Here is a 15,813-nt window from a genome sequence, read left to right on the forward strand (position 1 = left end):
CGATCCTCAGCCCCATACCCCATTCGAACGGCGCACCGTTCCAATTCATCTGCTTCAGCAGGAAGCGTTTGTGTTTGGAGATCATGCACCATCTGGAGTTTGTGTTCGACATCACGGAGGAACACATAGGCAGCGGCCAACGCATTTCGTTCGTTGGCCGAAAGGAGCTTCTTCTTGGAGAGTCGTGCCAGCGAACCAAGTGTGCTCCGATCCAAGAGCACCGGCACTTTGCGTCCGGCCAAAACCTGAATGGTCTGCACGAAAAATTCAATCTCCCGAATGCCTCCGGTTCCCAACTTCACATTCCGCTGTCCGTGCCCACGACCGGTCATTTTGGCGTCGATCATGTCTTTCACCGCACGCACGTCTTGCACGATTGCCAATGCCTGGTCCCGGTCCACTTTCCCCCCTCCCAAGACAAAGGGTTTGACCATCTTGAGGAACGCCTGCCCGACGGCCTGCGATCCGGCAACCGGGGCGGCCTTCAGCAGGGCCAGCCGTTCCCAGACCTGACCACGGGCTGCATAATACCGCTGGTACTCGTCGAGCGATCGCGCAAGCTGTCCGATGGACCCTTCCGCACGTAACCGCAAATCGACTCGAAACACGTAGCCTTCTCTCGTGGGCTCAGACAAGACCCGGGTCAGTTCACGAGCAAGAATCTCAAAGTACTCTTCATTGGAAATACCGACGCCAGGGGGAACGGAAGCACGCCCACCTTTTGGGGCTCTGGTTTCACCACCGTGTGCTTCATAGAGATAGATGAGATCGACATCGGAGCTGTAGTTCAACTCATGTCCACCAAGTTTGCCCATCCCAATGACGGTGAATCCGGTCTCGACCCACCGCCCTTTTCTGACCTGGTGCATCGGCACGCCGTATTGTCGGCGAAGGTCGGCATTGATAATTTCGTACGCAGCATGGATCAGCACACAGGCCAGATCAGACAATGCGGCCGTCGTCTCCGGAACCGTGGCACGCTTGAGCAGGTCCCGGACGCCGATGCGCAACATCTCCCGCCTCCGAAAACGGCGGAGCGCATCCAGCTTCGTTTCTTTCACCGTCAGGTGCCCGATGCTTTCTCGAAGCGCCGACGCAATTCCTTTCCGTGTAGGCGGGCGCGAGAGCACCTCCTCCTCGGCCAGCCAATAGACCAACATGGGGTCTCGAATGAGGGTAAAGGCCAAGGCATCGCTGTTGCCGAAGATCGCGCACAGCAAATCGAGCATACGTGGCCAGGTGCGCACATAGTCCAGCAATGATGAACGCGAGCCGCTCCCAAGCAGCCTCTCCCAGTGGTTCAATGCCTGGTCCGGGTCAGCTGTTCGTGAGAGAGACTCCAGTAACATCGGCAGGATTTCGGCCAGCCGTTTACGTTGCAGGGGATCACCCGCCATCGCGTCGAGATTACGGTCCGCCAGATCAAGATCCCGCAGACCGTAGGCAGATAAAATGGTTCGTACCTGGTCGGCGTTCCGCTTGGCCTCGAGCAAGACCGGCGTGGGATCCGGTCTTCCGGTTATCCCTCCTCGAGCCGATGCCCGTGACATGTTGCTCTTCTCAGACTGCCGTTTCACGCCTCACGCCTCACGCGATCTGTGATCTGGGGCGGCATTATACTGACAGGTTTCTCTACGCACAATGAACCCGTTCGGGTATACTGACCTCCATGCCAACCGGCACACAAGACCGCGTCGCACTCCTCAATACCGTCCGCCCGCTATGCCCTGACGTACCACCGGATTTGCTTCAGGATTTTTTCGTCCGTCTGGATCAGGAATACTTCCAGCGGTTCGCGCCCTCAACGATTGCCGAACACATCCGGTTGACGGCCAGACTGACGTCGGAACACTTGTGTGAGGTGACGTTCGCCGAACAGCCGGACCAACGGTGCGTGATCACGATCGTGGCCTACGACTATTTCTCCGAGTTCGCGATGATTTGCGGGTTACTATCGGCCTTTGGGTTGAACATAGAAGAAGGCGACATTTATACATTTGCGGAGAAAACCGCTCCGTTATCCTCTCGCACCAATTGGAGCGAGCACGGACCGCGCATCCGCCCTAAGGCAACTCCGGGCTTGGTTCAAAAAAAGATCGTCGATGTGTTCCGCGTACACCCAGTCCCAGGGGTGGAGTTAGGAAGAGAACAACAACATCTGCTGACTGATGCACTTTCCTCTGTCATGACCCTGCTGGACAAAGGGCAGTTCGAAGAAGCTCGTTTCGCCGTGAACCGACGTTTGGTAGAACAGCTCGGCAAACGCCGGGCATCGTTCGGCGGCCTGCTCTATCCGGTACAGATCACCTTCGATAACAGCCAATCGCCCACCGACACGGTGATGGAGATCCGGTCGGACGATACACCGGCCTTCTTATACGCCTTTGCCAACGCTCTGGCGATGCGAAACGTGTATATCTCCAAAGCGCAGTTCGATGTCGAAAGCGGGAAGATTCATGATCGCTTCTCTGTCCGCAATCGCCACGGCCAGAAGCTCACCGATGCGACCGAACAGCAGCAGTTACGTCTTACGGCCGTCCTCATCAAACAGTTTACCCATGCCCTGACCTGGGCTCCCGATCCGACCAAGGCGTTAGAAGCCTTCGACCAATTCCTGGATCTGACCGTCCAACAGACAAAAGGAAAGGCTCAGCAGAAAGCCTTGGCCTTTCTCAGCGACAAGAAAACCTTTCCCCTCCTCGCCCGCCTGCTCGGCGCGAGTGATTTTCTTTGGGAAGATTTTCTCCGTCGCCAGCACAGCAACCTTCTGCCCCTGCTGCAAGACTACCGGGATGCCCCCCTTATTACCCCGAGAGCCACACTTCGCAAGGAGCTTGATCGCCTGGTCAACCGCGCCAAAACCGATGAAGATCGGAAAGCCGCGCTGAACAGTTTCAAAGACCGCGAAATGTTCCGTATCGACATGAAACACATCGTCGAACCGGACATAGCGCTGCCGGATTTCTCCGCCGCCCTGACACAACTGGCCGAAACCATCCTTGATCGAAGCTTGAAGGACTGCCGAGCCAAGCTGAACAAACTGTATGGTCCACCGCGCTTGGCCGATAAGAAACCATGCCCCTTCACCGTCCTCGGTTTAGGGAAATTCGGAGGGAGAGAGCTGGGCTATGCCTCTGACATCGAGGTCTTGTTCGTCTACGGAGATGCCGGACGGACCGGCGGAAAGCACGCTATCGACAACAGCGAATACTTTGAACGGCTGGGCTACGAACTTCTTCAATGGATCGAAGCCAAACAAGAGGGCATCTTCCATGTGGATGTCCGCCTTCGGCCTCATGGGGGGAAAGGCTCGCTCACAAACCCCTTCGATGAAATCGCCAAATACTATAGCGACCAGGGACTGGCCGCACCGTTTGAGCGCCAGTCGCTGATCAAACTCCGCCATGTCGCCGGCGATCCGGATCTTGGGAAGCGAGTCGAAATCCATCGCAACCACTATGTCTACAGCGGCAAATCTTTGGATCCGAATGTCGTCCTCGATGCGCGCCGTCAACAGCTGAAGCAGCTCGTGGAACGAGGCACGGTGAACTTGAAGCACAGCCAAGGCGGCATCGTCGACATCGAGTATGCCATCCAATACCTCCAGATTCAGCACGGATCTCGCCTTCCTATCGTACGGACCCCCAACACCATGCAAGCATTGGCAGCCCTCGTCGATTGCGGACTGGTGACCAGACAGGATGGGGACGCTCTGCGCAAGGCCTACTTCTTCATCCGAATGCTCATCGATGGGCTCCGCATGGTCCGTGGGAACGCCAAGGATCGGGTCCTTCCTCCCGTCGACTCCGACGAGTTCATCTTCCTGGCTCGCCGTGTCGGATACACCACAGACGACTGGCAAGCCGGCGCCCGTCACCTTCAGACCGATATTGTCCAGCACATGAAACTCACCCAAGAATTCTTCGAACGAACATTTGGGCGTCTCTAATCCCCAAAACAAAGATAACTGAGCCGAACGATTTCGACATTCGGCTCAGTTCTTGCGATTTACATGAGCCGATTAACTGCTATAATCGGCTCATGAGCTACAACTGGCAACAGGATGACTGGCCTGCGTTCTACTATGAGTTATCTGGTGTAGAGGATACCCTCTTCTCGTTTGCAGAAAAGACAGGCCACATCAGCGGCCTCGCGAGAGGATTATCGGCCGAAGCACAGACAGAAGCCGCCATCGATCTGATGACCACCGAGGCACTTAAGACTTCGGCGATTGAAGGAGAACTCCTCAGTCGAAAAGATGTGATGTCGTCAATCCGGAGAAATCTTGGCCTCACGAAAGACGCGCCCACCGGTGACAAAAGAGCCATAGGCGTCGCAACCCTGATGACCGATGTCCGTCAAAGTTTTACAGCGCCTCTTTCTCAAGAGAAGCTGTTTGAATGGCATCGGATGATCATGGCAGGACACCGACATATCCAGCCCGGCCGGTGGCGGACCCACCAAGAACCGATGCAGGTTATTTCCGGGCCGGTTGGACACGAGACCGTTCACTTCGAGGCTCCTCCATCGTCACTCGTTCCTCAAGAGATGACGCGCTTCATCGACTGGTTCAATGATACCGGTCCGGGGGGAACAAGAGAAATCAAGAAAGCCGTTGTGCGCTCCGCGATCGCTCACCTCTATTTTGAGTCGATCCATCCCTTCGAAGACGGCAATGGCCGTATCGGTCGAGCATTGTCCGAAAAGGCATTGTCACAAGGTCTCGAACGGCCTGCGTTGCTCAGCCTCTCACGCGCCATCGAAGCCAAGCGGAACGAGTACTATGACGCATTACAACAAGGCCAGCAGGCCAACGAGATCACGCCATGGGTCATGTGGTTCGCGAAGATCGCCCTTGAGGCGCAAGTGCAAGCCGAAGAGCACATCGACTTCACATTGCGAAAAACACGCCTATTCGAGCGCTTTCGAGATCAACTCAATGAACGTCAAACCCAAATTCTCCGGCGCATGTTGGAGGAAGGTGCGAAAGGCTTCGAAGGCGGCATGAGCGCCAAGAAATACATGTCGATTACGGGAACATCGAAGGCTACCGCCACGCGCGACCTTCAAGATTTGAACGAGAAGGGTATTTTCGTGCCTACCGGCGGCGGTCGGAGCACGCATTACCGGATGAATCTCTAATTCTGTAATGATTATTGAGATACTCCAGTCTCTCGCTACTCAAGACCCTTCACGACCGTGCGCTTCGAGTCTTCGTCTACACCGTCAACGAACCGGCTGACATTCAAACAGCCAAGGCCATGGGCATAGACGGCATCATTTCGGACTATCCGGCACGCCTGCTCTGCTTGAGTAACAAGTGAGTTGTAACTATGACGTTCCAAGAAGTCCTCATCATAGAGCACGGCAACGACCTCGCCTTACATCCCGCCAGCGAGGCCTCAATTGTCGGTACCAGTCGGGCGATACTGATCATCGACTGAGTGAAGACGCCCAGGATTGCGTGTGACGGTTTGTCCGCGAGAAAGAGAAGGTGGGACCGTTAGGATCATGCTTGCTATCTCTTCTTCGATATAGACCCACAGCGCATAGATAAACACCGCGACTCCGACCATTTCTAAGGTTTCTTCGATCCACACGAAGGTCGCATAGATGAGATTGCCTGGCCCATGGAGAGAAGCCCACCTAGCTTCGATCATTTCAACTGCTAAGGCGCCGGTCACATAGACAGTACCTGCACAAATGAATCTCCAACGGTGAACCGGAGGCAGTGCCATGAGAAAGCGAAGGTACGAGAGACCAACTACAACCACGAAGCCAATACCAAGGATGACCCAGTTGTAGTAGAAAACTCCCGTCAATTGAAATGGGGCAAAGATGCTGCCTGCTTTCTCATGAATGGAGATGGCTTCATCAATCGATAAGTAGAAAAAAATAATGCAGAGAGCAAACCAATGGTTGGCATAGCTCGCACCTTGGTCTTTCTTCCGCGCTCCGATCAAACTCAAGAGTGTTGCCGCCAAGGCGAGAGCTGTCGAAGAGTACCACGCCGGAAGATTCCCTTCCAGATCGAGAGTAAACAGCCAATTCAGTCCCCGTTGATAATCGTGTCCAAACGTGTACCGAATCCACTGAGTTCCTAGCCCGGCAAGCGAAAGAATAGTGATCGCGCCCCCAAGAATCTGCGCGACTCTCTTGGGAGAAACCCAAAGCATCAGACAACCTCCCCACGGAAAATACTGTACTAAGGAGAGGGCGATCTGAGAATTAGAAAGGGAAATCTTGCATAACCCTCACGCGCAAGCCACCCTGTCAGCGTGGCATTCGAGACGCTCACATCGTCATTTCTCAAGACGCTGCACGATTACTCACTCCGCGTCCTCATCTACACCATCAACAACCCAGCCGACATTCAGACAGTTAAGGCATGGGCGTCGACGGTATCATCTTCGATTATCCGGATCGGCTGCTCTGATTAAGCACACACGCGATTGGCAGGCTTAGAAGAGACGCGGCATTGCCGTGCTCACCAAAGGGGCAATCGAAGCACACATTTTCAGGTCGCCTCATAGCCTCAGGAACAGCACACTGAAGTGCATCGGCCATGGAGGATCAGCTCTGACTATTCCCTGAGTACCCCTGCCGCGTCATCTCCATCACAAGCGCCATTGCCGCATGGCGGTTTTCCACGCCGAGCCGCACATAGATTCGTCCCAAATGCTTGTGTACAGTGCGCGGGCTGATGCCGAGAATCGTACCGATCTCCGAATTGGTCTTGCCCTGCACAACCCAGATCAAGATCTTCCTGGAAGGCCGCTCTGTGGAATAGTGCGTGTGGGATCTTGATGCCACGCCCATTCACGCACACTCTTCCAACGTACTACGCAGCCATGGTGTACGGCTGCACAATGGCCAGCGTCTCTTGCTGCTGAGCTCGGGCTTGCGCGAGGAGTGCTGGGAGTTTGGCTGCCACAAACCCTGTGGCCGCGATGGCCTGGGGACTGAAAGGGAGGGTCGTAGGGCGACGAGCAGGATCGAGTTCTTCGTAGTCGGCAACGACACCGGCCAGATGGACAATCGATGCCAACACGATGAATTCACCGGCATCCTTTGGACTCAGTTGACACCGAACCGCTTGTTCGATTTGTACAGGCAAGCCCCAGGATCGGATGAGTTCCGCTCCGACCTCTGCAAAGTCGCACCCGATATTGGACTGTTCCACTTCAGCCAGGGATGCTTCCAGATACCCCGCCTCAATCAGGGCCGACTGGGCCCGCTGCGGAACAGTCTGGTACAAGACACAATGGCCGATATCGCGAAAAAGGCCGGCCATGTACGGTTGTTCTTGATCATCAACGCCACAGAACTTCGCGATTGTTCGAGCCAGCAGCGCGCAAAAGAGGCTTTTTCTCCAGAATTTCGACAGATCCATCAGGTCAACCGGCATTCCGGCGAAGGTTCGTCCGACGGTCGTCGTCGCGACGAAGTCGTTGATGACTTGCTTCCCAAGAAGTTGAACCGCGCCGGTCACGGTGCCGACCTGCCTGGATGACCCATACGGTGGGTTATTGGCCATACGAAGCAGCCTGACCGCGATGACCGGATCCAGCTGAAGAGCTTTCACTCGATCTCCCATGGTGACGTCGGGATCGTCCACCACATCTCGCACACGACAAAACACCTCCGGCAATGTCGACACTGTGGTGCACGCTTGGACCAATTCACTCGCCAACGGCATAGCGGAGCCCCTCCTTCTTGCCTGTCGATGCAGACCGGCTCTCCATCTTCTCTATCGGTCAGGAATGGGCAAAACTATCGTGGCGGCAGGCTACGAGACTGCGCACGTGCCCCCATCACATTCAATTCTAGTCCCGATGGACTAAGTCGACCATCAGATTGTAATTCTCCGCATGCCGCATTTTTTCGAGCACGACATGAATCGAACACACTGAGACCGGCGGCACACGCACCGATGGAGACCGTTGTGGCCCGACTTGGATTGTCCGACCGGTCGCACCACTCCCCGAGGCCGCTTCGTCCTCTTACAAAGTCCCGTTCGTTACCCCTTCTCGGTACTTACGTCTCAAGCTGGAAGAGACTTTCACCGATACAGTGTCTAGCTTTTAGCCGGGAACTCCTATGCCTTCGTCCACGGAATCAACCCTCATCGACTCGATCCGCCCTCGACTATGCCCGAAGCTGAAGCCACTGTTCGATGAATCCGGACGTTGCCTTCCGATTCTCCAATCCACCTGTCAACAAATCTTGAATGATGCAAACCCACAGTCCACTCCCGACAACCTGACCCACGTGATCAGCCGAGACCATGGGCTCACCTGCAAAGTCCTGCAAGTGGCCAACAGTATCGCGTACAGCCCACGCCAGACGATCGGCGCCATCCCTCATGCCGTAAGCTGGCTTGGACTCGATACTGTTCGTGCTCTCGTCGCCGCCGCACATCTGGTCGAGCAGTTACATCATTGGCCGGCTCGCCAGCAAGAACTCCGAACATTGATCGCCAAGTCCCTTGTCTCTGCCACCTACGCCAATGAGCTTGGAACGGCTATCAATTACCCGCAACCCAGTCAATTATTTACCGCCGCACTCCTGTACTCGATCGGAGATTTAGCCGTTGCCTATCAAGATCCGGATCTCTTTGAAGCGCTTCAGGCGATCTCCAGGAACGTGAAGCAACCGGCCGAACGGATCAGTCAGGAGACCAGACTCATCGGGGTTCCTCGGTTGACCTTGGCCCGAGCCTTGGCTCGACTGTGGAACCTCCCCGATCATCTTGTCGACCTCTTTGACGGCGCAGGAGAGTCGCCGGTTGAGCGTTGGCAAACCCCGCCACAGACGTATCGCGGTCTCGTGGTGGGCTCAATCCGGCTCATCGACGCGATGGCAGATTTCAATTCCCCCACGGCCGTTGAAGAAGCGAGGCGAACGCTCCGGATCGGAAGCGGGCTGTCTTCAGGACGGTTTAAAGAATTGATGACCCAGGCCTTGGACCGAGGTCGCCAGCTCACTCGTTCCATGGGGTTGGTCATTGATTCGCTTCACGATCTTCAGGTGCCATTGAACGGGCAGCACTCCGCCGAATCGTCCACGCTCCAATCTTCAACCAAGACAATACCCCGTGAAGACCAAACACGCTCCCCTCAGAAAGCTTCCCCCCTCCAAGATGAGCCGAGCGTACCCATTCGGAACAACCCATTCGAAACCTTGCAGGTATTTCAGGACTCGTTACAGCGGGCGATTGACCTGAACAGCCTCCTTGGAATGTTCATCCAATCGCTCCACCGGGACGCCGGATTCGGCCGTGTCGGGCTGGCACTTCTCAATCTAGGTGACAGTGATCTCCTGGTTGGAAAGCTGGCGTTGGGCGTCGCTCCTCTGGCGCCTCACCTTTCGTCCCTTTCTGGTTCACTGAGCCGAGAACATCAGTTTTTTCTCTCGGTTCTCAAGCGTGTCGACCCACTCCTGGTTCCAAATTTTTCAGACCAGCCCGTTGGGACCTTCAAACAAGACTTTCTTGATGTCTGGCACCCTACATCAGCCATCCTCGCCCCATTGCGAGTGGGGGTGAGACCCATCGGCCTTGTCTACTGTGATCGAGGACCAGGCCGTCCGCCAACGCAGTCTCAGGACTACCAGGCCTTTCAGTTGTTCTTTACCCAGACGACATTGGGAATGAATCGTTTAGCCGGAATCCTCTGACTCGACACGAAGCAATGAAGGACGCACTCCGCCGTCAGACTGCTCCATTCTCAGGCGGATTAAACAGCACATCCGGCTCTACCAGAATGCTGCACAAACTCGCCCGCAACGTTCTCGCACCGCTCAAAGGCTCACAGGGAGAAAGAGTGAGGCGAGCAACACTTGGTATATGACTCCAGCGTCGCGGCGAGTGGGGGAGGAAGCTAGACGGTCCTATTGAGCATCCTGAGGACGTTCGTGAGTAGGCTCAAGATCGTCCATTGTTGGACGATTATGCCTCGCCGAAACAGTTTTTCTGCGGCCAGGGTAGGCACACCATGATCAAGGTTGGACTGAGCTCGGTACGCAGACAGATTCCGGCTGCGCTTACGCGGCAACGGCTTGCGGATAGACCAGTGCAAGCATGTCGTTCAACTGTCCTTGAGCATCCGTCAGCAGTTCCGGTAGATCGGCCAACACAAATCCTGTTGCCTTCATCGCCTGCGGACTAAACGGTACTTCGGCGGGTCGCCGCTTCGGGTCACGCTCCTCATACTCGACGACCTCTCCAGCCAAATGCACAATGGACGCATGCTGGATATAGTCACCAGCCTCGTTCGGGTCAAGCTGATGACGGATGGCCTGTTCAATCTGCGGAGGCATGCCCCAGGAGTGAACGAGCTCAGCCCCGACTTCCGCGAAGTCACACCCAATGTTGGACCGTTCCACTTCAGCCAGGGAGATTTCCAGATAGCCTGCTTCAATGAGCGCGGACTGGGCCCGCTGCGGGGCGTATTGGTAAAGCACATAGTGTCCCAAATCCCTCAGGAGACCTTCCACGAAGTAGCGCTCGCTGTCCTTGATTTTACAGGACTTGGCAATCTTTCCGGCCAACAAGGCGCAGAGGACGCTTCGCTGCCAGAACTTCGACACATCCATCAGTTGAATCGGGACCCCGGCAAACGTCCTGCCGATCGTCGTCGTCGTGACAAGGTCGATGATGGCCTGTGTCCCGAGCAGACTGACGGCACGGGAAATCGTATCGATTTGTTTAGGAAACCCATAGATAGGGCTATTCACGATTCGGAGCAGCCTGGCTGAAATGGCCGGATCCAGCTTCAGGACCTCGGCAAGATCGCCCATGGTCGAATTGGAGTCGTCCACCACCTCCCGTACGCGAAAATAGATCTCCGGCAAGGTAAAAATGGACGTACAGGACTGCACCAGTTCTTGTGCTGTTGGCATGGTCGAGACTCCTCGCCGTTGGACACCTCTCCTTGTTTATACAGAGAGGCCGTCGCTTTCTCTATCGGCTGAGGACGGAGAGAACTGTAGCGTGACAACAGGCTAAACCCCTCCAAAGCTGTATGGCATCGGTGTATATACGAGTCATAGAGTGTAGCCCGATCTGGCTAAAAATGAGGAGCCTCTCATGATCTCTGGTGAATACTTCACACGCTTTGTCGGTTCAGGGTTCCTATTGACTCCTTTTTTTCTTCTTGCCTGTACCAACAGTGGGGGAGGAGGAAGCGTCCCCTCATCCGGTTCGTCGCTAACACCTGCCGGCCCCCCAATCACATGGGCTCTCAAAAAACCGATGCCGACACCTCGTACAGAATTTGGTGTGGCCACAGTCAACAATAAGCTTTATGCCATTGGAGGATACGCAGGATCAGTTCTCCGAACAGTGGAGGAATATGACCCCGCGACGGATACCTGGACCCGTAAAACAGATATGCCAACCCCTCGCCGCCAGCTTGTGGTCACAGCCGTAAACAATAAGATCTATGCGATCGGCGGGGTCAATTTTACATCCGATGTCAATGCACTGGTTTATTCATATTCGACCGAAGAATATAATCCGGCCACCGACACCTGGACCACGAAGGCCTCAATGCCGACTGGTGGAGCCGCCAACGGTGTGCTTGGAAATCGTTTCATTGGCGGGGCTACCGCAAACGGGAAGATCTACATTGCGGCATACAGTGCAACAGGAAGCGGCTTACCACTCACACACTCTCTCGAGTACGATCCCGTCACCAATGTATGGACAAGTAAGACACAACCCCCGTTTAGTTACACACGATATACCGTGGCATCATTGGATAATAAGGTGTATGCCCTTTCCAACTTTGGAGAACTAGCGGAGTATGATCCCGTGAAAGATCGCTGGGTTATCCAACCTCCATTATCATCCGCTCCTCGGTTCCGCACCGGATTAACCTCAGCGGAAGGGAAACTCTTTTCTATCGGCGGAGGACAAGACTCGTCTCCTGTAAACCTCGTAGAAGAGTATGACCCTGATACCCAAAACTGGGCGTTGAGAGCCTCTATTCCTTCTTCTCGTGTCTCGCCCGCAGTTGGGGAGGCACTGGGGAAAATTTATGTAATTGGCGGATCGTCAAATACCAGCGAGGACTTCCCCTCACCTCTTGCAACCGTTGAAGAGGGTTCACTCCCTCCGCCTGGATCGGTCCTCCAGATTCCTACTGGAGATGCAAGCGTGACCGGCAACGGTCAAGTCACCGTCCGGTGGAATCCTGTTGTCGGAGCCACCTCCTACAACCTCTACATGGCTTCCGACATCAAACTTGATCGCAGCAACTATGCCAGCTTACCCGACGGGGCAAAGCTTATCAGTGTCACATCTCCCCATACCATCACTGGGTTGACCAACGGCAAAACCTACTACTTCTTTGTGACTGCAGCCGATGCGGGGCGAGAAAGCGAGGAGTCCTTTGGCTCTTCCGCTACGCCAACAGCTCCTCTTGGTCTCAGTTGGCACACGAGAGCACCAATGCCGACACCACGCCTTGAAGCCGGTGCTGCTGCCGTGAACAACAAAGTCTATGTCATCGGAGGATTCTCAGGAAGCACATTGGCTACAACTGAAGAATACGATCCGGCTACGGATACGTGGACGACCAAAACAGATATGCTTACTGCGCGCCGTTCTCCGGTTGTGGCAGCTATCAACAATAAAATCTACGCGATTGGAGGTATGAATTACGTCAACGTCAACCAAGTAACTTATTCCTACGCAACTGAGGAGTATGACCCGTTGACCAATACCTGGACCTCTAAGGCTCCAATGCCGACTGGTAATCCCGCGAACCCTATTCTCGGCAATCGCTTTATCGCCGGCACGGCAGTTAATGGGAAGATCTATCTAACCGTCTTTAACGCCAGCTCACCCGTCCTCGCGACGTTTGAGTACGATCCTGCGACAAATACTTGGGACACCAACAAGTCGCCGGTACCCTTCGGCAATGCCCAGTATACGGTGGCGTCATTGGGTGGGAAACTCTATGCACTCACGATCAACTCGTTTGCAGAATATTCTCCTGGCACCGATACATGGGTTATCAAATCCTCATCACCAATCGGTCTTTCCCAAATGAGGCTCGTTGCGATCCCTGCGAAGAATAGGCTGTACGCGATCGGGGGCTACAGTGGCTCGGACATTCATGACACCGTACAAGAATACGACCCTGCTTCCAATGTTTGGGCAACTCAAGTGGCCGTTCCAATTCCAAGACATTCCACAACGACAGCAGAAGTAGGAGGGAATGTATATGTTTTCGGAGGATCTGTATTCCCCGATTCAATCAGTATAGGTCCTCTTCCAACATTTTTAAGCCCACTTCCTTTATCAGATGTGGAGGAAGGTCAATAAAAATGGACATTCCTCCGACCCAATGAGAAGAACTGGTCTATACGACCTTCAAAGATCGAGAGAAACTAGAGGGGGACACTCTTCGTTTTTGATACATAACGTTACACAAATTGGGACCTATACTTCGTGCACAGCACGAACGAGTTGTATTTCATAATGTTTTTCTGACTTTACGATTACGTGCTGCCGATCGCTTGGGCACGTTTTGCATCCAGTTCGGCCCATCTGGCGTAGAGCCGTTCAACGTCCGCCTGAGCAGCGTGGAGCACTGCGTATCGCGCTTGCAGTTCGGCTGCGGACGAGGCAATGGCTGGGTCATTGGCCGCGGCTTGGGAAGTCGTCACCCTTTCTTCAGCTTTCAAGATCGCGGCTTCGATCTGGTCCCATTCCTTTTGCTCTTTGTACGACAGCCCTTTCCGTTTGGATGGTCCAGCGTGGTTCGCTCGTCCTTTTGCGGTCGGCAACGTGTTCGCCTCGATCGCTTTTCTCGCCTGTGAGGCTTCCCATTGGGCATAGTCAGCGAACCACTCGGCCTTCCCCATGCCATCGAGCGCAAGCATCCTGGTGGAAACGCGATCCAACAACCACCGGTCATGGGTCACAAGAATCAATGCCCCGGTGAATTCAAGCAGACTATCTTCCAGCACATCAAGTGTTGGAATGTCCAAATCGTTGGTCGGCTCATCCAGAATCAAGAGGTCGGCTGGCTGCAGCATCAGACGCGCGATCAGGAGTCTCGCTTGCTCGCCGCCTGACAGGCGAGAAACCGGCAAATCCAGCTGCTCTGGCCGGAAGAGAAACCGCTTGGCCCAGGACACGAGGTGCACGGATCGGTCCTGATAGACCACGGCATCCCCACCGGCAGGAGCCAATGCTCGTCGCAACGTGGCCTGCTGATCGAGCGACTCGCGATGTTGCTCGAATGTCACAACCCTCAGGCGCTCGGCACGGGTGATCGTGCCGGCATCGGGCATCAAGGTTCCAGCCAGCAACTTCAGCAGCGTTGACTTCCCGCTCCCGTTCGGCCCAAGCAGCCCGATCCGCTCACCAGGCCCTACCTGCAAATCGAGATTACACACAATCGGTTGCGCGCCCAGTGTCTTCTCAAGACCATTCACCTCGATCAGTTTCTTGGACCGGCGTCCTGAGGCGGTGAAATCAATTCCAGCCGGTGCCTTCGACTGCCGAGATTCGAACTCAGTGAGCTCATCAATCATCAGCCCGGCCTGGTCGATCCGAGCCTTGGCTTTGGTCGTCCTGGCTTTAGGACCTCTCCGCAGCCATTCCACCTCCCGCCGAACTCTATTGGCCAGCGAGGCTTGATAGTCGGCCTGCGCCTGGAGTGCCGCGTCACGCTGTTCTAAGAATTCGCTGTACCGTCCCTTCGCCTCGAAAAGACCACTGGGGTATTGACGATTCAATTCCCAAATCCGCGTGGTCACCGCTTCCAAGAATCGCCGGTCGTGACTGATAGCGATGAAGGCATGGGGCTCGGCTTTTAGGAGATCTTCGAGCCAGAGAATGCCTTCGACGTCCAGATGGTTGGTCGGCTCGTCCAAAAGCAGCACATCCGGCTCCAGCATCAGCGACCGTACAATCGCCAGTCGCTTCTTCCATCCGCCGGATAGTGTCGAGACGCATTGATCAGTACGGACAAACCCGCCGAGACTCAGGGCTCTGGCGATGCGGCCACCCTGCTCATGGGGGTCCAGCCCCTCATCGAAAAGCACTTGGGCCAGTGCATCTTCGACTGAGTGCTGCTCGGCAAATGAAGGTTCCTGCGGCACATAGCCGATCCGGAGCTGTCGGCGCACAGAACGGGTACCGCTGTCTGGTTCCTCAAATCCGGCGAGAATTTTGAGCAGCGTCGATTTTCCAGAACCATTCGGCCCGATCAGTCCGACATGATCCCCGTCGCACAATCCGATCGAAAAGTTGGTGAATAACGGTTTCACCCCATAGCTTTTCGCAAGCGACTCACAACTGAGTAAGACCGTTGGTGGCATAATTAAGATAGGCAGTGTACCCGATCGGGAGCCTGCAACGGGAGTATTTCTTCGCAGCCCACCTGCTTCAAGGATGGTGGGCACCACGATAACTAGCCGCTTCCTGCTGAGTCCTCGCCGACTTTAGTTTTTGGGGCGGTGCCGATACAACACCAGGTCTCCATGCAGCCGCCCTGGGTACCCTCATGTATTCATGATTGTGCACCTATCACTTCTTCTGGAGAAAGCGATGCGCCTCATGATTCGTCTCCGTGCTCTCGCCACTCTGCTCGTGCTGACGGTTGCTCTGGGCCTGATCGGCTGTCAGACAATCATTTCGACGGAGGCACCGGCAGCGCGCCCTCTAGCGGGGGTGGCGGAAGCAGCACGACCTCGCTCACCGCACTGGTCCTCTTGGCGGGCACGCTCAATCCGGCCTTCAACACCGGCACCACCAGCTACACCACCATGGTAGTCAATACCAGCAGCCTCACG

At 55.2% G+C, this 15,813-nt stretch carries 11 protein-coding genes; 5 read left to right on the plus strand and 6 right to left on the minus strand.

Annotated elements, in window-relative coordinates:
- On the minus strand, window positions 1-1,550 hold a 1,550-nt coding region (locus ACYX34_RS00370; RefSeq protein WP_462074570.1), incomplete at its 3' end, for a [protein-PII] uridylyltransferase family protein.
- Window positions 1,551-1,669: 119 nt separating this feature from the next.
- Between ACYX34_RS00370 and ACYX34_RS00375 the strand changes: the two genes are divergently transcribed.
- The 3 genes from ACYX34_RS00375 to ACYX34_RS00385 all read left to right on the plus strand — a co-directional run bounded on the left by ACYX34_RS00375 (window position 1,670) and on the right by ACYX34_RS00385 (window position 5,324).
- Complete coding sequence (locus ACYX34_RS00375; RefSeq protein WP_462074571.1) at window positions 1,670-3,949, plus strand: [protein-PII] uridylyltransferase family protein; 2,280 nt, start codon at window positions 1,670-1,672, stop codon at window positions 3,947-3,949.
- A gap of 92 nt (window positions 3,950-4,041) precedes the next feature.
- Complete coding sequence (locus ACYX34_RS00380) at window positions 4,042-5,142, plus strand: Fic family protein (RefSeq protein ID WP_462074572.1); 1,101 nt, start codon at window positions 4,042-4,044, stop codon at window positions 5,140-5,142.
- Window positions 5,143-5,156: 14 nt separating this feature from the next.
- Window positions 5,157-5,324 (plus strand): glycerophosphodiester phosphodiesterase, encoded by a 168-nt coding sequence (locus ACYX34_RS00385; protein ID WP_462074573.1) that lies wholly within the window; start codon window positions 5,157-5,159, stop codon window positions 5,322-5,324.
- Between the two features lie 78 nt (window positions 5,325-5,402).
- Here ACYX34_RS00385 and ACYX34_RS00390 read toward each other — a convergent pair whose 3' ends face one another.
- The 3 genes from ACYX34_RS00390 to ACYX34_RS00400 all read right to left on the minus strand — a co-directional run bounded on the left by ACYX34_RS00390 (window position 5,403) and on the right by ACYX34_RS00400 (window position 7,699).
- Window positions 5,403-6,176, minus strand: coding sequence for a hypothetical protein (locus ACYX34_RS00390; protein ID WP_462074574.1), 774 nt, complete (start codon window positions 6,174-6,176; stop codon window positions 5,403-5,405).
- A 397-nt stretch (window positions 6,177-6,573) separates the two neighbouring features.
- Window positions 6,574-6,813: a response regulator transcription factor gene (locus ACYX34_RS00395; RefSeq protein ID WP_462074575.1), complete on the minus strand. Its 240-nt coding sequence runs from the start codon at window positions 6,811-6,813 to the stop codon at window positions 6,574-6,576.
- Window positions 6,814-6,841: 28 nt separating this feature from the next.
- Window positions 6,842-7,699, minus strand: coding sequence for an HDOD domain-containing protein (locus ACYX34_RS00400; protein ID WP_462074576.1), 858 nt, complete (start codon window positions 7,697-7,699; stop codon window positions 6,842-6,844).
- Window positions 7,700-8,100: 401 nt separating this feature from the next.
- Here ACYX34_RS00400 and ACYX34_RS00405 point away from each other — a divergent pair, with 401 nt between their 5' ends.
- Window positions 8,101-9,678: an HDOD domain-containing protein gene (locus ACYX34_RS00405; protein ID WP_462074577.1), complete on the plus strand. Its 1,578-nt coding sequence runs from the start codon at window positions 8,101-8,103 to the stop codon at window positions 9,676-9,678.
- A 366-nt stretch (window positions 9,679-10,044) separates the two neighbouring features.
- Here the strand turns inward: ACYX34_RS00405 and ACYX34_RS00410 are convergent, their stop codons facing one another.
- On the minus strand, window positions 10,045-10,902 hold the full coding sequence (locus ACYX34_RS00410) for an HDOD domain-containing protein (RefSeq protein ID WP_462074578.1): 858 nt from the start codon (window positions 10,900-10,902) through the stop codon (window positions 10,045-10,047).
- A gap of 187 nt (window positions 10,903-11,089) precedes the next feature.
- Here ACYX34_RS00410 and ACYX34_RS00415 point away from each other — a divergent pair, with 187 nt between their 5' ends.
- Window positions 11,090-13,333 (plus strand): hypothetical protein, encoded by a 2,244-nt coding sequence (locus ACYX34_RS00415; protein ID WP_462074579.1) that lies wholly within the window; start codon window positions 11,090-11,092, stop codon window positions 13,331-13,333.
- 176 nt (window positions 13,334-13,509) lie between these two features.
- On the opposite strand, the gene ACYX34_RS00420 is transcribed toward ACYX34_RS00415, so the two are convergent.
- Window positions 13,510-15,339: an ABC-F family ATP-binding cassette domain-containing protein gene (locus ACYX34_RS00420; RefSeq protein WP_462074580.1), complete on the minus strand. Its 1,830-nt coding sequence runs from the start codon at window positions 15,337-15,339 to the stop codon at window positions 13,510-13,512.
- Window positions 15,340-15,813 lie beyond the last annotated feature (474 nt).

The organism is Nitrospira sp. CMX1 (assembly GCF_054902215.1).

Excerpts from the sequence above, each read along its gene's own strand:
- ACYX34_RS00405 (WP_462074577.1), top strand. The coding sequence starts at position 8,101 with ATGCCTTCGTCCACGGAATCAACCCTCATCGACTCGATCCGCCCTCGA.
- ACYX34_RS00410 (WP_462074578.1), bottom strand. The coding sequence starts at position 10,902 with ATGCCAACAGCACAAGAACTGGTGCAGTCCTGTACGTCCATTTTTACC.
- ACYX34_RS00415 (WP_462074579.1), top strand. The coding sequence starts at position 11,090 with ATGATCTCTGGTGAATACTTCACACGCTTTGTCGGTTCAGGGTTCCTA.
- ACYX34_RS00375 (WP_462074571.1), top strand. The coding sequence starts at position 1,670 with ATGCCAACCGGCACACAAGACCGCGTCGCACTCCTCAATACCGTCCGC.
- ACYX34_RS00390 (WP_462074574.1), bottom strand. The coding sequence starts at position 6,176 with ATGCTTTGGGTTTCTCCCAAGAGAGTCGCGCAGATTCTTGGGGGCGCG.
- ACYX34_RS00380 (WP_462074572.1), top strand. The coding sequence starts at position 4,042 with ATGAGCTACAACTGGCAACAGGATGACTGGCCTGCGTTCTACTATGAG.
- ACYX34_RS00420 (WP_462074580.1), bottom strand. The coding sequence starts at position 15,339 with ATGCCACCAACGGTCTTACTCAGTTGTGAGTCGCTTGCGAAAAGCTAT.
- ACYX34_RS00400 (WP_462074576.1), bottom strand. The coding sequence starts at position 7,699 with ATGCCGTTGGCGAGTGAATTGGTCCAAGCGTGCACCACAGTGTCGACA.